Origin of the sequence: Helicobacter pylori FD535 (assembly GCF_000296015.2) — a bacterium.
GTDB classification, from domain to species: Bacteria; Campylobacterota; Campylobacteria; order Campylobacterales; family Helicobacteraceae; genus Helicobacter; species Helicobacter pylori_CT.
In genome coordinates this window covers 1-18521 of the sequence record NZ_AKHP02000035.1, presented here as the reverse complement: position 1 = coordinate 18521, position 18521 = coordinate 1, and the positions used below count along the sequence as shown (strand labels likewise).

General features: G+C 39.2%; 14 protein-coding genes, 1 tRNA gene and 1 pseudogene. 4 read left to right on the top strand and 12 right to left on the bottom strand.

Going from position 1 to position 18521, the window contains the following annotated elements; genetic code table 11:
• The 5 genes from DV63_RS14130 to DV63_RS14105 form a co-directional block, all read right to left on the bottom strand.
• Nucleotides 1-1886 (bottom strand): outer membrane protein (locus DV63_RS14130; RefSeq protein WP_020982436.1); only part of this gene is annotated, 1886 nt, incomplete at its 3' end.
• A gap of 472 nt (nucleotides 1887-2358) precedes the next feature.
• Nucleotides 2359-3060 (bottom strand): purine-nucleoside phosphorylase, encoded by a 702-nt coding sequence (deoD, locus tag DV63_RS14120; protein WP_000187710.1) that lies wholly within the window; start codon nucleotides 3058-3060, stop codon nucleotides 2359-2361.
• Nucleotides 3057-4298, bottom strand: coding sequence for a phosphopentomutase (locus tag DV63_RS14115; protein WP_001172219.1), 1242 nt, complete (start codon nucleotides 4296-4298; stop codon nucleotides 3057-3059). Before DV63_RS14115 ends, deoD begins: the two co-directional genes overlap by 4 nt.
• Before the next feature lie 11 nt (nucleotides 4299-4309).
• Complete coding sequence (locus DV63_RS14110; RefSeq protein ID WP_000577830.1) at nucleotides 4310-5566, bottom strand: NupC/NupG family nucleoside CNT transporter; 1257 nt, start codon at nucleotides 5564-5566, stop codon at nucleotides 4310-4312.
• A gap of 101 nt (nucleotides 5567-5667) precedes the next feature.
• A tRNA-Met gene (locus DV63_RS14105) sits at nucleotides 5668-5745 on the bottom strand.
• A 172-nt stretch (nucleotides 5746-5917) separates the two neighbouring features.
• Here DV63_RS14105 and DV63_RS14100 point away from each other — a divergent pair.
• Nucleotides 5918-7210: an MFS transporter gene (locus DV63_RS14100; protein ID WP_338010351.1), complete on the top strand. Its 1293-nt coding sequence runs from the start codon at nucleotides 5918-5920 to the stop codon at nucleotides 7208-7210.
• Between the two features lie 18 nt (nucleotides 7211-7228).
• Entirely contained in the window at nucleotides 7229-7990 is a 762-nt protein-coding gene (locus DV63_RS14095) for a tRNA 2-thiocytidine(32) synthetase TtcA (protein ID WP_000312860.1), read from the top strand.
• A gap of 8 nt (nucleotides 7991-7998) precedes the next feature.
• On the opposite strand, the gene DV63_RS14090 is transcribed toward DV63_RS14095, so the two are convergent.
• The 3 genes from DV63_RS14090 to DV63_RS14080 all read right to left on the bottom strand — a co-directional run bounded on the left by DV63_RS14090 (nucleotide 7999) and on the right by DV63_RS14080 (nucleotide 11898).
• Nucleotides 7999-9150, bottom strand: a complete 1152-nt coding sequence (locus tag DV63_RS14090; RefSeq protein WP_000542870.1) for a cation:proton antiporter — start codon at nucleotides 9148-9150, stop codon at nucleotides 7999-8001.
• Nucleotides 9151-9175: 25 nt separating this feature from the next.
• Nucleotides 9176-10534, bottom strand: coding sequence for an HP1184 family multidrug efflux MATE transporter (locus tag DV63_RS14085; RefSeq protein WP_238554913.1), 1359 nt, complete (start codon nucleotides 10532-10534; stop codon nucleotides 9176-9178).
• A 188-nt stretch (nucleotides 10535-10722) separates the two neighbouring features.
• Nucleotides 10723-11898 carry a sugar transporter gene (locus tag DV63_RS14080; protein WP_000980307.1) on the bottom strand — a complete coding sequence of 392 codons (1176 nt, stop codon included), beginning with the start codon at nucleotides 11896-11898 and terminating at the stop codon, nucleotides 10723-10725.
• Between the two features lie 275 nt (nucleotides 11899-12173).
• Here DV63_RS14080 and DV63_RS14075 point away from each other — a divergent pair, with 275 nt between their 5' ends.
• Complete coding sequence (locus DV63_RS14075) at nucleotides 12174-12917, top strand: carbonic anhydrase (RefSeq protein WP_002203616.1); 744 nt, start codon at nucleotides 12174-12176, stop codon at nucleotides 12915-12917.
• Between the two features lie 231 nt (nucleotides 12918-13148).
• Here the strand turns inward: DV63_RS14075 and DV63_RS14070 are convergent.
• The 3 genes and pseudogenes from DV63_RS14070 to hisS form a co-directional block, all read right to left on the bottom strand.
• Nucleotides 13149-14355, bottom strand: a pseudogene (locus tag DV63_RS14070) (DUF874 family protein).
• A 430-nt stretch (nucleotides 14356-14785) separates the two neighbouring features.
• Nucleotides 14786-15826 carry an aspartate-semialdehyde dehydrogenase gene (gene asd / locus DV63_RS14065; RefSeq protein WP_000860940.1) on the bottom strand — a complete coding sequence of 347 codons (1041 nt, stop codon included), beginning with the start codon at nucleotides 15824-15826 and terminating at the stop codon, nucleotides 14786-14788.
• Entirely contained in the window at nucleotides 15813-17141 is a 1329-nt protein-coding gene (gene hisS / locus DV63_RS14060; protein WP_000632507.1) for a histidine--tRNA ligase, read from the bottom strand. Before hisS ends, asd begins: the two co-directional genes overlap by 14 nt.
• Before the next feature lie 61 nt (nucleotides 17142-17202).
• Here hisS and waaF point away from each other — a divergent pair, with 61 nt between their 5' ends.
• Nucleotides 17203-18252, top strand: a complete 1050-nt coding sequence (gene waaF, locus DV63_RS14055) for a lipopolysaccharide heptosyltransferase II (protein WP_000115516.1) — start codon at nucleotides 17203-17205, stop codon at nucleotides 18250-18252.
• A 188-nt stretch (nucleotides 18253-18440) separates the two neighbouring features.
• Here waaF and DV63_RS18280 read toward each other — a convergent pair.
• The coding region (locus DV63_RS18280; protein WP_033589307.1) for a hypothetical protein at nucleotides 18441-18521 on the bottom strand (81 nt) is incomplete at its 5' end.

The following is an 18521-nucleotide window of genomic DNA, read 5'->3' as shown; positions in this document are numbered from 1 at the left end:
TAAGCAAACACGTAATTGAGATACACGCTATAAAGCCTTCGGTATTCTAGTTTGGTGTCTAGAAAAGAATAGTAATTCGTGTTAATGGTAGGGATTTTCACGCCCAATTCCATGCCATGTTGAGCCGCATGATGACTATCTTTTTTCTTAGGTCTAGCGAGATTGGTTCTCAAGCCCAAATTGAATAAAAATTGGAAGTTAGCCGTATTCACTTTAGCGCTATAGACATTGCTGATGGTTTTTAAATTCACGAATTGAGAATTAAGCCATGAAGTCCCTGCTAAGGCGATTCCTCCAAAAAGCCCCACTGAAATCTGGTTATTCTTGCCTAAAAAGTTGGTGTTTTTATCGTTGATGAAATTAAACAATAAATCGCTACCCACCCCATAAGTCCACACATCAGAAGCCGAGTTAAAGAAGCTAGATTTAATATAGGCGTGGTTGTAATCAAAGAAACCATAATACCTTAACCCCCATCTTTTCTTTTCTCCAAAAAATTGCTTATAACCCACTTGCACCCCAAGCCCGTTCATCGCCCCGTTATTGGTTTGAGAACTAATGATGCCCACCCGTTTGAAAGGGTTATGACCGAGTTCTTGAACAATGGCGTTAGCGAGGTTTTGCGCTTGATTGATTTGAGGCGTTTGGCTAGAAAAAGAAGCGTTGCTACTTTCTAGCGAAGTTAGAGTTTGTTTCACGCCCGCGCAACCTTTCCCCCAAGTGTCATTGGAAACGCTTTCATTTGAACCGCTGCATTCTTCTATATAATTTTTAAGAACTCCTGTAGAAATTCTATTGAAATCGCTCCCCACTTGATTGGCTAGTTTTAAAACCGCTGCTTGAGATTGAGCGTTTTTGAGCATGCTTTGAGCCAAAGCGATACTATCAGGGGAGTTGAGGTTGAAATCATGGGGTTGCGCGATGCTTTTTAGTGGGGTGGTCTTGAGTTGTTGGGTTTCTTTTACGATGTTTTGAGCGTTACTAATCATGTCTGAAATAGCGCTAAATTCCGTGCCAAAAACGCTGCACGAATTTTGGTTAGCACCTGTTTGCCATGAAGGGGTGTTTGCGCTATTAGTTCCACCATTACTACTAGAAGATTTCCCTTTCAACTGCGGGCAATTGTCTTGAAGGGTGTTGATGATGGTTTGGGCTTGGGTTAAAAGATTTTGCGCATCGTTAATATAAGTATCAGTTATGCTAACTGTAGTGTCAGCAGCATTGTTATTGGTATTATTGACATTAATGTTTTGAGCGTTAGTTCCTGTTTTAATGGTTACTTCCACTGTTGTTGTGTTGCTTAAAGCAGGGAGACCTTTTTTCAAAGCGGCTTGAATAATTTGATACGCTTTGTTGAGCGTTGCAAATTGTTCAATGGACAGATGAGAATTTTTGCCTGCTGGAAGTAACCCCACATGCCCACCGCAAGTGATCGAATCTGAACCTTGTCCTGGTTGGTTGTAAAAAGTTTCTGTGGTGTTATGATTGGGTTTATCCGTATAGCCTCCGCATATGACCGCATAAGCTATGCTATTCCATAACCCTACCGTGGATTTTAGCGCTAAAAGCGTGGCTTGATAGGCAGGGGAATTGTCTGTTTTATCCATTAAATTTTGCGTGTTTGCGTTTAAATTACCAATCGCTTGATTGATCGCTGTTGCACTGTTTGTGTTAATCTCTTGATTGGAGCGGCCATGATTAGCCAAAAGCTTGTTTAAGTTTTCATAAGCGTCTGAAAGTTTTTGCACCCTGTCGGCGTTTTTCACTTTTTGAACCGCTTCACCGATTTGATAGCCCACGCTTAAAAAAACGCCGTTGTCTTCAGCATGGAGCAATGACGCCACAAGAGTTAGAGAAAGCAGAATCGTTTTTTTTGTTTTTTTCATAAAATGTTCCTTAAAGTAATGTTTTATTGTAAAAATGTATCAAAATGAGAATTTATTTACAATGCGTTTAATTATATCATAAATTTATTGAATTTCAAAAAAAGTTTTAGGGTGTTTTGACATGTTCAATCAAGCTTTTAAGAGTGTTTTTATTTGATTGGGATTTGGTTTTTAGAAAGATTGTTGTAAAATAAACACCCCCATAAGTCGGATTATGGGGATAATTTTTAATGGGAGTTTGCCATGAAAACAGAAAATGGTAAAAACTCTTGGAAAACATTATACCTTGAAATTTCGTTTTTGGGGTGTAAAGTTGTTGTTTTATTGAAGCGATAGTTTTGTAAAACGAAGTTTCTGTAAAACGATAGTTTTTGTTTTTCAAAAGTTCCCTTAAGGCTTTTTAGCTTTAAGGGTTTTCCTTTAAAGCTTATCCTTAACTTATGGGGGCAAAAAATAAAGTTTAAAAAGATCGTTAACCCATCATCTCTAAAGCCAGAATTATCATGTTATCAAAGCTTTCTACCCTTTCTTTAGGGCTTAAGGCTTCTTTAGTGATTAAATGATCCGAAACCGAGCATAAGCATAAAGCCTTAGCACTCAATTCCATCGCCGTGGCGTATAACCCTGCCGCTTCCATTTCAATAGCCAAGTGGTTGTATTGGGCCATCAAATCAAAGGCATGCGTTTCAAAAGAATAGAAAAAATCGCTTGAAAAGACATTGCCCACTTTCAAATCAAACCCCAAACGCTTTGCTGTTTGATACGCTCTCAAACTCAATTCAAAATCAGGCGTTGCGCTCAAATCGTGGTTTAAAAAACGCACCCGATTGGTTTTAGAATCCGTTGAAGCCCCAGTTGCCATGATAATGTCTTTCAAGCCAACTTTTGGGCTAATCGCCCCGCAAGTGCCAATCCTTAAAAGCTCTTTAACCTGATAGGTTTTAATGAGTTCAGTAACATAAATCGTGCATGACGCAATGCCCATGCCATGCCCCATTAAAGAAATCCCCCTACCCTTATACTTCCCGCTAAAGCCTAGCATGTTACGCACATTCGTGATCTCTTTGGCGTCTTGTAAAAATTTTTTTGCAATGTAGCTCACCCTTAAGGGATCGCCACATAAAAGGCATTGAGGATAAAAGTCGCCGATTTTGGCGTTGATGTGAGGGGTCATGGTTGTCCTTTAAAGTTTAATAAGTTTTTGCCATAATCTAAGGGGCTTAATCCCAAAAAATAAGCGATGCTTTGCCCAATATCCGCAAACGACTCGCTCTTGCCTAAAAAGGCTGGTTGCAAATCTTTGTGGTAGAACAAAACAGGAATGTATTCTCGTGTGTGATCGGTGCCTTTAAAGCTGGGATCGCACCCATGATCGGCGCAAAGAATGAGCAAATCGTTTTCCCTTAAATTGTCTAAAACCTCTTTTAAGCGCGCATCAAAATACTCTAAAGCGTTAGCATACCCGCTAATATCGCGCCTATGCCCATAATCGCTATCAAAATGCACAAAATTCGTAAAAATCAAGCTGTTGTTTGGGGCGTTTTTGACTCGCTCTAAAGTAACATCGCATAATTCCATTAAACTACCGGCTTTGAACTTTTGAGTGATCCCCACATGAGCGTAAATATCAGCGATTTTTCCAATGCTAATGACTTCGCCCTGCTTTTCTTCAATGAATGTTTCAAAAAGCAATTTTTTATGGGGCTTTATCGCATAGTCTTTGCGATTGGCGGTGCGCTTGAAATCCTCTCTATTTGCACCAATAAAGGGGCGTGCGATCACTCTGGCGATCTTTAAGGGCTCTAGAATTTGAAACACTTCTTCACAAAGAGCGTATAAGTTATCCAACCCAAACTTTTCTTCATGCGCAGCGATTTGAAACACCGAATCCGCTGAAGTGTAAAAAATGGGGTATAAAGTTTCTAAATGCTTTTCGCCTAAATCTTTAATGATTTCTGTCCCTGATGCGTGGCAATTCCCTAAATAGCCCTTAATCTTAGTTTTGTGCATGATTTCATCTAAAATCTCTTTAGGAAACGAATGGGTTTTGTCTTTAAAATACCCCCATTCAAAAAGAACGGGCGCGCCCATCATCTCCCAATGTCCAGAAATCGTATCCTTAGCGCTAGAAAGTTCTTTGGCGTAAGCGTAAGCCCCTATTAAATTGGGTTGTGGTTGGAAACCCAAAGGCAATTCATTTGCGGCTTTTAAAGCGCTCAACCCTAAACCCAAACTCTCTAAATAAGGCAATTTCAAAGCCCCATGGCGATCATTAGAATCAGCCAAGTTGTTAAAACAAGCCTTAGCGATATTGCCTAAAGTGTTCGCCCCCAAATCGCCAAAATCTCTAGCGTCTTCACTAGCCCCTATACCAAAAGAATCCAATAATAAGATCACCACTCTTTTTTGCATGTTTTGTCCTTTTAATGAGCGTTTAGTCCTATGAATAGCCCAGCGATAGTCGCGCTCATGAAATTAGAAAGCGTGCCTACAAGCACCGCTTTTAAAGCAAACCTTATAATGAGATCCTTCTTTTTAGGCACTAAACTACCAAGCCCCCCAATGAGCATAGCGACTGAGCTTAAGTTAGCGAACCCGCACAACGCAAAAGTGATGATCGCTTTAGTTTTCTCGCTCAAGATTAAAGGAGGGTTATCGCCCAAATAAGGCAAAAATTGCATATAGCCCACAAATTCATTGAGCGCGATTTTAATGCCTATGATTTCTCCGGCAATCCCAGCCTGACTCCACGGAATGCCTAGCATAAAGGCTAAGGGTTTTAAGAGTGTGCCTAAAATCAACCCTAAAGACAAATGCTCCATGCCTAAAAACCCCCCTACAACCCCTAAAAGCCCGTTAATGAGCGCGAGCATTCCCACAAAGGCTAAAAGCATCGCTCCCACATGCAAGGCTAAATTTAGCCCTGTGCTTGCCCCATTAGCGATAGCTTCTATGGCATTGACATGCTTTTCTACCGAAACATCTGCATGGCTAGAAATGGTTTCGTTTTGCGGGTAAATGATTTTAGCGAACAACAACCCCCCAGGAGCGGACATAAACGAAGCAGCGATTAAATAAGGCAAAGGAATGCCCATGCTCGCATACCCGGCTAACACAGGCCCCGCAACGCTAGCCATGCCCACGCACATGACCGCAAAAATCTCTGAATCGCTCATGCTTTTCAAATAAGGTTTAATGACTAAGGGCGCTTCGGTGTGCGCTACAAAAATATTAGCCGCTGCGCTCATGCTTTCTGCTTTAGAAGTGCCTAAGCATTTTTGCAACGCCCCACCGATGAGATTGATAAACAAAGGCATGATTTTTAAATAATATAGAAGTGAAATCAAGCTAGCAAAAAAGATAATGATCGCTAAAACATTGATCGCAAAAATAAACCCTCCTATCCCTTGATCGCCCTTAGCGTTTGGAGCGAGATTGCCAAATAAAAAACGCACCCCCTCATAGCCGTAAGAAATCACGCTTTGTATGCCGCTAGCTAAGCCTTGCAGCATTTCCCTACCCAAAGGCACATATAAAGCCAACGCCCCTAAAGCCACTTGAATCACAAAGGCGCTGACAATCGTGCGATAATTTATAGCCCTTTTATTGCCAGAAAACACCCAAGCAATAAGAAAAAGCACCGCCATCCCTACAACACTAAAAAGAGAGCTAAAAATCATCGTCAAATCCCTAAAGAAATTAAAAGATGCAACGCTATTGTAGTTTAGGTTTGCTAAAAAAAAGATTAAATGAATATTAAATGAAGTTTAAATCAAAATCATGGTGTCAAGAGGGGGACTTGAACCCCCGACCTCCGGCTTATGAGACCAGCGCTCTAAACCAGCTGAGCTACCTTGACAAAAAAATAAAAGAATAAGATTATACAAAAAATTTTCTTAAAAATCCATTAAAATTACATTAAACTTTTATTATCAATCCTACTTTCCTAAATTAATGATAGAAATTAGAGATTTTCTTGTAAAATACTACGCATGTTTAAGAAAATTTTTCCATTAGCGTTAGTGTCGTCGTTGCGGTTTTTAGGGCTTTTTATTGTTTTGCCGGTCATTAGTTTGTATGCGGATAGTTTCCATTCAAGCAGTCCCTTGCTTATAGGTTTGGCGGTGGGCGGAGCGTATCTCACACAAATTATTTTTCAAACCCCCATGGGCATTCTTAGCGATAAGATAGGCCGTAAAGTGGTGGTTATGGTGTGCTTATTATTGTTTTTAGCCGGCTCGTTAGTGTGCTTTATAGCGAATGATATTGTTTGGCTCGTTATTGGGCGCTTCATTCAAGGCATGGGGGCTTTAGGGGGGGTCGTTAGCGCGATGGTGGCTGATGAAGTGAAAGAAGAAGAGCGCACCAAAGCCATGGCGATCATGGGGGCGTTTATTTTCATTAGCTTCACTATAAGCATGGCCATAGGCCCTGGGGTTGTGGCGTTTTTGGGGGGGGCAAAATGGCTCTTCTTGCTCACGGCGATCTTAACCTTATTGAGTTTGTTGATGCTTTTAAAAGTCAAAGACGCCCCTAAAATTTCTTACCAGATCAAAAACATAAAAGCTTATCAACCCAACTCTAAAGCCTTGTATCTTTTGTATCTAAGCTCTTTTTTTGAAAAAGCGTTCATGACGCTTATTTTTGTGCTGATCCCTTTAGCCTTAGTGAATGAATTCCATAAAGATGAAAGTTTTTTGATCTTAGTGTATGTGCCTGGAGCCTTATTAGGGGTTTTAAGCATGGGAGTAGCGAGCGTTATGGCTGAAAAATACAACAAGCCTAAAGGGGTGATGCTTTCTGGCGTATTATTGTTTATTATGAGTTATTTATGCTTGTTTTTAGCCGACTCTAGCTTTTTAGGGAAATATTTATGGCTTTTTATTGTTGGGGTGGCGTTTTTCTTTATTGGCTTTGCTACCTTAGAGCCTATCATGCAATCTTTAGCGTCTAAATTCGCCAGAGCAAACGAAAAAGGCAAGGTTTTAGGACAATTCACTACTTTTGGCTATTTAGGGAGCTTTGTTGGGGGCGTGAGTGGGGGGTTGAGCTACCATCATTTAGGCGTTTCTAACACAAGCTTAATCGTTGTAGCTTTAGGGCTTATTTGGGGGCTATCGCTCTTTTTACTCCACAACCCTTCCAAGCAAAAAAATGTCTATTTCCCCTTAGACGCTTATAATGAGGAACAATTTGAAACTTTAGAGGACAAAATCATTGAATGGTATGTTAATATTAGCGAAGAAATCATTATTGTGAAATATAATTCCGATCACATTAGCGAAGAAGAAATCATTCGCTTAGCGCAAAGCTTTAGAAAATAAAACAATCAAGGATCAAAAATGGCTTATGAAATTTCTAAAAAAGTCTTACACATTGTGGGCAAGACCAACGCCACTTACAAACTCATAGAAGAAGGCGATAAAATCTTATTAGGATTGAGTGGGGGCAAGGATTCTATCATGCTCGCTTGCATCTTAGCCAGGATGCAAAAACATGCCCCTTTCAAATTTGATTTTAAAGCGGTTACCGTGCATTATGGTTTGGGCGAAGATTTGAAATGGTTGAGCGATTTGTGCCAAGAGCAAGGCATTGAGCATGAGATCATTTACACCCAAATCGCTGCCACCATCAACGAAAAACGCCGTGAAAAAAGCTCGTTTTGTTCGTTTTGTTCTCGTTTAAGAAGAGGGACTTTGTATTCTAAAGCTTTAGAAGAAGGCTACAATAAAGTCGCTATCGCGCACCATTTAGATGATGCCGTAGAGAGCTTTTTTATGAATTTCACTTATAACGGAAGTTTAAGGAGCATGCCCCCCATTTATAGGGCTGAAAACGGCTTATTGGTGATCCGCCCTTTGATTAAGGTTCGAGAAGCCAGTAGCATTCATTTTGTCACTTCTCAAAATATCCCAGTCGCTCCTGATTGCAATTGTCCGGCCAAACAGCCCACCTCTGATAAGCCCCCTATCGCACGATTAGCCACTAAAAATTTCTTAAAAGAAATGCAAAACTTGCACCCTCGTTTCTTTGACAGCTTAGAGAATGCGTTCAATAATGTCCAAGCGAGCAGCTTTAGCGACGCTAGATATTTAGACGCTTAAGCTTTCATTTAAGCTTTTTTGTTGAGCATTTTGATCGCAATGGTGAATAACACCCCTTCAAAAATAGCCGCCATGAGCAATGCGTAGTAGGTGTTTTGTGAGATCGCTTGCGCTTTTAAACCCACTGCTGCGGTGGTTACTAAAAAAGTTAAAGGCATAGAAGCCCCTAAGGCGAATGAAAATAAATGCTTGGCTTCTTTAAAGTATTTGCGCCACAATAAGGTTGAAGTGATTAAGTGCAAACTCAACATCGCTATGACAATCAATATCCCTTGGAGAATCAAATGCGGGTTTAAAAATACTAATTTTAAGTCTAAAGTAGAGCCTACATGGATGAAAAACAAAGGCACAAAAAACCCAAAACCCACATCATTAAGCTTGTGGATCAACTCTGATTTATGGGGGAAAAAAGTAGAAACGACTAACCCCGCCAAAAACGCCCCTAAAACCATTTCTATTTTGAGCCATACCACGATCGCAACTAAGGAAAAAAAGAGCATGAGCGAAAAACGCACATCTTGGTTAAACTGACTGCTTTTAGGCATCACAAAAAGCTTTAAATGCGGGAACCACCAAAACAAAGTCTTAAAGATTTGAAACGCCACGATAATTAAGATTAAAAAAACAATGAGAATGCCTAAATCTTTAATCAAATCCATGCCCAAACCATGCGAATACACCCCATCCACGACCACCAAACCAAAAATGCTTAACAATTCCCCAATAACGCCCACTTTCAAAACCAAATCAAGCCACAAAATCTCTTTACGATAATCTTTGACTAAAGTCATGATCATGCCCAAACTGATAATAGGGAAAATCACCATAAAAATAGGCTCTAAATTAAGGCTAAAAGTAAGGATGAATGAAAGCGTGTATAAAATCAACAGATAAGCAAAAATGCGTTTTAAAAGAGAAACCCCTAATTTTTTAAACAAATAAATCTCCACTTCCAAACCGCATAAAAACATTAAAAATAAAAAGCCAATTTCAGACATGATTTCAAAGCCCTTAGTAGGCTCAATAAAACCCACATACGCCCCAACAGACCCAAATAAAATCTCCACGACCGTGATAGGCAAACGAGAGATTCTAGACATATAAGGGGCCATCACAATTAAAAGCATGATGAGCGCGAAAGTGAAAAATTCTGCATGCATATCTTAATTTTACCTTATTTATTGGTTAAGTTTTCAAAGCGATAGGGTTTTTCTCTTTATAAGCGGTAAAAACCCCTTTTTTGATTTCATAATAAGTTACCCCTAACGCTACTAAAAACGCTAAAAATTGCGCGATAGGGTAAGTTACCCAAATGCCATTAATCCCATAGAAATGGCTTAAAATCGGCAATAGGACAATAATAAACCCTAGCGTGTGCGAAAGGGTGATAATAAACGAACTTTTAGCGCGTTGGATGGATTGGAAAAACACCGCACACAACAAATTCATGCCTAAAAAAACATAGCCAACATAATAAATATTCATCGCCCTTTTAGTCTCTTGCATAAAAAGAGAGTCTTGTTCGCTTGGCTGCAAATAAAGCTTGATTAAAAATTCATCTAAAAAATAATAAGCGCCATAGAAAACAATCCCTATACAAAACGCTGCTTTCAAACCAAAAACAAACACCTCTTTCACGCGCTCTAAATTTCTAGCCCCATAGCTAAAGCTCGCAATCGGTTGGATGCCTTGAGAAATCGCAAACAAAGTCGTAAAAAAGATAATCGCATTATACATAACGATCCCATACATGCTTACAAACCTTTCCCCAGCCGTGTGCATGATAGCGGTATTAAACAATAAAATCATAATAGAAGCGCTAAATTCTGCCGTGCTTTGAGGCACGCCGCTTTTAGCTGAAGAAATGACTGAAGATAAAGAAAAACGCTTGATGAAATACAATTGCCCTTTTTTAAACCAAAAATGCTGCATTAAGACTAAAACCCCTATCGCATGCCCTATCACGGTGGCTATCGCGCTGCCTTGAACCCCCACTTCCAACACAAAAATAAACAAGTAGTTGAAAAAGATATTCGCTAACGAGCCAACTAACATCGCTACCATCGCTAAAATGGGGCGTTTGTCATTCACCACAAAAACATCCGCCAAAGGGTGCAAAACCATAAAAACCGCGCCCATTAAAATGATTTCAATGTAGCGTTTGGACATGCTCAATAAAGCGTCATTGCTCCCAAAAAGGCGCGCGATAGTTTCGCTAAAAGGCAATAACGCCATGCTCAAAATAAAGGCGCTTATAGCGACAAAATAAAACACGCTGCTAAACACAAGCCTAGCCCTATGGGTTTTATTTTGACCCAAAAAATACCCCACAATACTCGCTGCCCCAAAACCAAAAAGCAATTCATACGCAATGAGTCCTGGAAAAATAGGCCATGCGATATTGACCGCAGCGATAGCTTCTTTACCCAGTTTCTTGCCCACAAACATGCCATCTATCATAGAGTAAGTGGAAAGTGAAATCATAGAAAAAGCTAAAGGGATAAAATAATAAAAAAAGAGCTTCCTGATAGAATCTTTATGCAAATCAATCTTTTTTTTTAGCATTTAAACCACACACCACTTAAAATTTAGGACAAATTCTTCTATTTTAACATAAAAAGAGGGACAATCTATCCGTTAGCGCAACTAGATTTAAGCGGTATCATTAAATTTTAAAAAATGGTTTTAGCAAAAAAGGATTTCCTTTATTGGGCTAATCCTCTTAACGCTCTTTATGTTTTTTTAAACTTTATCGTAATGAATCTAAGCCAAAACAGCGCCAATAAACCTAAAGCCCCACCCACAAAGCCAATATACCCTAGCCCTAATTGGTGGATCACAATACTGCCAAACAGCGCTCCTGATCCAATCCCCACATTATAGCTCCCCGAAAAAATCGCGCTCGCGACATCCGTGGCATCCGGGGCGAGCTGTAACACCCTCATTTGCAAGGAAATCGTAAGCGAAGTGATCCCAACCCCCCATAAAAAAATTTGTAAGAAAACCACCCACTCTGAGTTTTTAAACACAAAAAGCAAGAGTTGCGGGCAAATGACTAAAATCATTGCAAAAGCGATAAATTTTCTTGAATTTTTCGCATACAAACGGCCGAATAAAAAACTCCCCACCACGCCCGCTAACCCAAACACAAACAACATTAGCGTCGTGATGTCAGGAGAAAATTGGCTGATTTGAAGGATAAAAGGCTCAATATAGCTATAAGTGGTGAAATGCCCAGAGATAACCATGATCACAAGCACATAAATCCCCACTAAAAGCGGCCGTTTCATTAATATAGGGACACTTGCGAGCGTGCCTGCGTTTCTACTGGGTAAATGCGGGAGTAATTTCCACATCAGCAGCATTATAAGAGTCGCAACGCCCCCGATCACGCCAAAAGTAGAGCGCCAATCTAGAATTTGCCCAATGATCCTCCCAAGCGGCAACCCTAAAATCATCGCTAACGAACTCCCTAACGCTAACAGCCCTAAGGCCTGTTGTTTTTTGTTTCTTGGCGCGACACGAATGACTAAAGAAGCCGTGATGGACCAAAAAATAGAGTGGGCAAAAGCGATACCCATACGAGAAATGAGAAGCACCCAAAAATTCCACGCTAACGCTGAAAGGATATGGCTGAGAATAAAAAGAGCGAAAAGAAAAAGCAACAAGCGTTTCCTTTCAATTTTAGCGCTAAATAGCATCAAGGGCAAGGAGCCAAGAGACACCACCCATGCATAAGCAGTGATCATAAGCCCTACTGTTGCACTCTCCATTTCAAAACTTTTCGCAATATCTGACAAAAGCGCGACAGGGACAAACTCCGTGGTGTTAAAAATAAACGCCGAAAGCGAAAACACAAAAACCCGCATTAAGGCGAACTTTTGATACGATTGTTTGGTCATCATCATTTAAATCTTAAAGGGTTAAATTTTATTCAATTTGAAAATTTGGAGTATAAGACAAAAATTTTAATCGCTTGTAAATTGGGGGGTGGTTAAAACAAATATTTCCGCTCCATAAGCGCATTAGTTTAATGGGGTTGTTACCATATAAAACAGAATTTAAAATCATTTCCAACTTTTAACCAATCTGTTTTTTGTAACTGCGGTCATTGTTGGTTAAGCGCTAAAATTAACCCGTTGCTTTTTAATATTTTAGAATTTTAAAACAAAGGATAATTAAAATGAAAAAAACTTTTTTGATCGCTTTAGCGTTAGCAACTTCTCTTATCGGCGCTGAAAATACCAAATGGGATTATAAAAATAAAGAAAATGGCCCGCACCGCTGGGACAAATTGCACAAAGATTTTGAAGTGTGCAAAAGCGGTAAAAGCCAATCGCCCATCAACATTGAGCATTACTACCACACGCAAGATAAAGCCGATTTGCAATTCAAATACGCCGCTTCTAAACCTAAAGCGGTCTTTTTCACCCACCACACTTTAAAGGCTTCGTTTGAGCCGACTAACCACATCAATTATAGAGGGCATGACTATGTGCTGGATAATGTGCATTTCCACGCCCCTATGGAGTTTTTGATCAATAATAAAACCAGGCCTTTGAGCGCGCATTTCGTGCATAAAGACGCTAAAGGGCGTTTGTTAGTGTTAGCGATTGGTTTTGAAGAAGGGAAAGAAAACCCCAACCTTGATCCTATTTTAGAAGGCATTCAAAAGAAACAAAATTTTAAAGAGGTGGCTTTAGACGCTTTCTTGCCTAAAAGCATCAATTACTACCATTTTAACGGCTCTCTCACCGCTCCTCCTTGCACAGAAGGGGTGGCATGGTTTGTCATAGAAGAGCCTTTGGAAGTCTCTGCCAAACAATTGGCTGAAATCAAAAAACGCATGAAAAATTCGCCTAACCAACGCCCCGTCCAGCCTGACTACAACACCGTGATCATTAAAAGCTCAGCTGAGACCCGCTAAAGATCCGCTAAAATTAAAACTCTCTCTTTATAAAAGAGGGAGGTAAAAATCATTCTTCATAAAACACCGCTAAAAATTGCAACCGCTTGTATTTTGTGAAACGCTCAAACGCTAAAGACGATTAGAATTCCTACTAAGGAGTTTAAAAAAGGCTCTGTTCTAATTGGGTAACATAGAGTTTTTAAAATACTATAAATAAGCTAAGAACGATTTTATGGTGTTTTCTTATGCCTACACCCTTTTACTATAACCATAACCCGCTTTTTCTACTTTCTTTTCAGTATTAACAGATGCTTCTATTTCTTTACTAATATCAGCAAATATTTTTTGAACGAACAAAAAGCTTTGAGAGGTTGAAAGGTGGGCTTGTGGGTCTGGTTTTACATTCCTCATTTCAAGCATTTTAGCTTGAGCTTTAGAGCGTATTTTCAGGTTTTCGTTTTGCCATTCTTCTGTAACCTTAAACTCTAGGGTCTAGTTCTAAATAAGCGATAGAACTTGGTTTATAGAAATCCACTTGTTTAGCGATAGCTTTTTGCGAATAGGGCAGAGATTCTAATTCTTTTTGCAAATAAGCTATAAGCTCTTGCGCTTTTGATCCTCTTTGAGAGCGAGGTTGTTTGGAGTTTGGAAGGTGTTTTGGCTGGATAGGGGTTTGATTGGTTTTTGCAGGTTTAGGGGTTTTGCATTCAGCTTCTATTTCTATAGCAATACCACCCTTAATTCCTAATTTTTTAATAAAGAATTGACTATGATTTTCTTGGCAATTTTGTTCTGCTTTCTTAACCAAATCTTTTTGTTCTTTAACCAAATCTTTCTGTTCTTTAATGGTCTTTTGTTTTTCTTGTTCTACTTTTATTTGATTGTTAGTCTCTATATTGCTTGTCTTTTGTTTTTCCTGTTCTACTTTTATTTGATTGTTAGTCTCTATATTGCTTGTCTTTTGTTTTTCCTGTTCTACTTTTATTTGATTGTTAGTCTCTATATTGCTTGTCTTTTGTTTTTCCTGTTCTACTTTTATTTGATTGTTAGTCTCTATATTGCTTGTCTTTTGTTTTTCTTGTCCTAGTTCTATCCCACTCTTGTTCGCTCTATCCCTAGCGTTTTCTGCTTCCTTTTGAATTTCAGCCACTTCTTTTTTGGATTGGTCATCAGCAAAACACACATTCATGAGCATGGTTGTTATCGTTGCTACACCTATTGCTGAATTAAGCCATGAGTTAGGGTGCGTTTTTAAATAATCATCCGCAGTCTTAACATTCCCGCATATCCAATCGCTTTTTTTAATTTGTTTTTTTATTGAGTCTTTTATCGCTTCCCAAAAAGCAATCCCCATTATAGACACTCCCACATTTTTAAAAACTTTCTTTTCTTTTGCCGTTTTTACTGATTTCATCATCATTGTTGCAAGCATTACCAAAACTCTTATAACAGGCATTTAAATCCTTTCAAAAAACAATCTTACCCATCAAAATCTTATTGTTGTAGTGTATATAGTCATATTCAATCGTTATTAAACGATTGGTTTGAAAAATTGTAAGGGGCAATCCAATCAGATTTTTCTAATCCATTTCAATAAAACTTGATACAGGTTTTCCTTATACCCAAATTCACACCCTTTTAAAGGGAATAATAGGCAATAACTCGCTAGCTAAACATTCACTCTCTGCTTGAGTGTAAGCCTTTCATTCCTTTTGACCTACCAAATATTAGCATTTCTCTCAATCAAGCCTTGAGAAATTCAATTACACCCTTGTTTAACATCGCAAGCCTAGTAACTTAAAGCTCTTTTTTAGAGATTGGGTTAGATTGATCCTTATCCTTAATTCAAGTGCATGCGCATTCATCTTTGTTATCTTTGAGCGAACTCAAGCGTTCTTGATGTAATGCAGAGCGATTTTGAGTGCATTGGTGGCTGCCCCCACTCTTAATTGATCCGCCACGCAAAAGCCGTGCAAAGTTTTCTCATCAAACAAATCCTTCCTCAAGCGCCCAATAAAGACGCTATCCGTGTGGCTCGCTTTTAAGGGCGTGGGGTAGAGATTGTGGCTAGGATCATCGCAAACAACCACGCTAGGAGCGTTTTTTAAAACTTCATAGACTTCTTTAAGATCGAATTCTTTTTCAAAAGCGATACTCAAACTCTCGCTATGACTCCTCAATACCGGCACGCGCACGCAAGTCGCACTGATAGGGAAATCCACGCCCATGATTTTATGGGTTTCATGCACCATTTTTAGCTCTTCTTTCGTGTAACCATTCTCCTTAAAAGTGTCAATATGAGCGATCGCATTGAAAGCGATCGGGTAAGGGAAAGCCCCAGCTTGCAAGACTTGGTTTAAATCAATAGCAGGGTCTTTTTCCAAATGTTCTAAAGCGGTTTTTAGCTCATTTTTTAAACTCTCTATGCCTTTATTCCCTGCCCCACTCACGGCTTGATAGGTGCTAACAATAACGCTTTTTATCTTAAAATGAAGGTGTAAGGGGTTTAAAATTTGTGTCATTTGAATGGTAGAGCAATTAGGGTTAGCGATGATATTTAAAGGAGCGTTAAAAATTTCTTTAGCGTTGATTTCAGGCACAACTAAAGGCACATCTTTATTCAATCTAAAAAAGCTCGTGTTATCAACCACTAATGCAGTTTTTGAAGCGCTTGTAGCAAATTCTTCGCTCACGCTCCCCCCAGCACTAAAAAAGGCGATGTCTATTCTTTCTTTTTCAAAAACTTCATGCGTGGTTTCTAAAATCTCATAGTCTTTATTGAAAGCTTTAATCTTTTTACCAGCACTCCTAGCGCTAGCGAGCGGGACAAATTTTTTAATCGGGAAAGAAGAATTTTCTAAACCTTTAATGAGCTCTTGACCTACCGCCCCACTAGCCCCAACAATAGCGACATTATAAGTCTTCATCGTTTTCTCCAATGATTTCAAGGGCTTTTAAAAAACTCAAGCAATTCAACTGCATGCCTGAATGCATGTTTTTCAAGCTTAAGGTTTCGCTTTTAAATTCTTCTTCGCCAATGACAGCCACAAACTCATGCCCCTTATGGTTGGCATAAGAAAAGGGTTTTTTGATTTTTTGAGCCTCTGGATAGACTTCGCTAAAAATCCCGCTTTGCCTTAAAGACTCCGCTAAGCGGTTTGCATAAGAAAAATACTCTTCATGCATGCAAGCGATTAAGACTTTGGCTTGGGTGGAACGCTCGTCTAATAATTGCATTTCACTCAAAGCCACAATCAATCTGTCAATCCCAATAGAAGCCCCTACCCCTTGCAAATTCTCTTTAGAAAAATTTTTAGTCAAATGATCGTAACGACCCCCTGAACACACGCTCCCTAAAGACTTCATGCCATTAAGCGTGGTTTCATACACAATCCCTGTATAATACCCTAATCCCCTAGCGATAGAAAAATCAATTTTATACAGGTTTTGAGAAATTTGTAAATCCCCCAGCAACCGGTATAGCCTTTCTAAATCCTGTATGCCTTTTTTTAGATTTTCATTATAGTCTTTCAAATAAGCAATTTTTTCAAAAAATTCCGCATGGCTTAAATCGTTTTGTTTGATTTGAACCATTTCTAAAAGCTCTTTAATGGTGTTTGAATCCAAACCGCACTCTTTTTTTAATTCTTCTTCAACCCCATTTAGGCCAATTTTTTCCAATTTATCCACAATGCGCAACACTTCATTCACTTGAGAGATCCCAAAATATTCGCATATCCCATTCAAAATTTTTCTGTGGTTGATGGCCACGCAAAAATCTTCTAAATCCAAGGCTTTTAAAGAAGCGATAATCACTTGAATGATCTCAGCATCGCACACCAAACTTTCGCTCCCTATAAAATCAAAATCGCATTGCGTAAATTCCCTGTAACGCCCTTTTTGCGCCCTTTCGCCCCTAAAGACATTGCCTATAGCGTAGCGTTTGAAGGGCATGCCTAGTGTTTGGTGGTGCAAAGAGACAAAGCGGGCTAATGGCACGGTCAAATCAAACCTTAAAGCCACATCTCTATCCCCATGGTCTTTAAAACGATAAATTTCTTTTTGAATATCACTGCTCGCATCAGGCAATAGCGTTTGAGCGTATTCCAAATGAGGGGTTTCAATCGGCACAAAACCAAAACTTTGAAACACGACTGAAACTTTCGCAAGCAACTGGGCTTTTTGTATCGCATCTTTAGGCAAGCGGTCTTTAAACCCGCTCAACACTTTAGGGGTAATCATTCCATTTCCTTGTATTTGTATGCTAAAATTTTAGCTTAAAATCTTTAAAAAAGGGCTATTGATGAGCGTAAATGCGCCCAAACGCATGCGTATTTTATTGCGTTTGCCTAATTGGTTAGGCGATGGGGTGATGGCAAGCTCGCTTTTTTACACCCTTAAACACCACTACCCTAACGCGCGTTTTATCTTAGTGGGCCCACAAATCACTTGCGAACTTTTCAAAAAAGATGAAAAAATAGAAGCCGTTTTTACAGACGACACCAAAAAATCCTTTTTCAGGCTGCTAGCCACTCACAAACTCGCTCAAAAAATAGGGCGTTGCGATATAGCGATCACTTTAAACAACCATTTTTATTCCGCTTTTTTGCTCTATGCGACAAAAACACCCGTTCGCATCGGTTTCGCTCAATTTTTTCGTTCTTTGTTTCTCAGCCATGCGATCGCTCCTGCCCCTAAAGAGTATCATCAAGTGGAAAAGTATTGCTTTTTATTTTCGCAATTTTTAGAAAAAGAATTGGATAGAAAAAGCGTTTTACCCTTAAAACTGGCCTTTAACCTCCCCACTCACACCCCAAACACCCCTAAAAAAATCGGCTTTAACCCTAGCGCAAGCTATGGGAGTGCTAAAAGATGGCCAGCTTCTTATTACGCTGAAGCCGCTGTTGCTTTGTTAAAAGAAGGACATGAAATTTATTTTTTTGGGGCTAAAGAAGATATTATCGTTTCTGAAGAAATTTTAAAACTCATCAAAGGCTTATTAAAAAACCCTTTATTATTCAATAACGCTTACAATCTGTGCGGGAAAACAAGCATTGAAGAATTGATAGAGCGCATCGCTATTTTAGATTTATTCATCACTAACGATAGCGGCCCTATGCATGCGGCTGCTAGTGTGCAAACCCCCTTAATCGCTCTTTTTGGCCCCACTGATGAAAAAGAAACTCGCCCCTATAAAGCTCAAAAAACGATCGTATTAAACCACCATTTAAGCTGTTCGCCTTGCAAGAAACGAGTTTGCCCTTTAAAGAATGAAAAAAACCACTTGTGCATGCGATCTATCACGCCCCTTGAAGTCCTAGAAGCCGCTCGCACTCTTTTAGAAAAGCCTTAAACGCCCTTTATGCACTTTTTAAAAAACACAGCCGTATTGACAAAATTCTAGTATAAGATTTAAACTTTACTTTTGAAAGCGTGAAAAGAGCGATAAATCCTATCAAGGGTTTTAAAAAATGGTAAGAAAAATTATAAAATAGTATCTAAAAAAGCGTTTTTAAAAACGCTTTTTTAGAGTCAAAGCCATTAGGCCACTGAGTTTTTAGGTTTTTTAGCGTCTTTTTTATCTTTGTGAGCCACTAATTGAGAGCTTAACTCAGGTTTTTT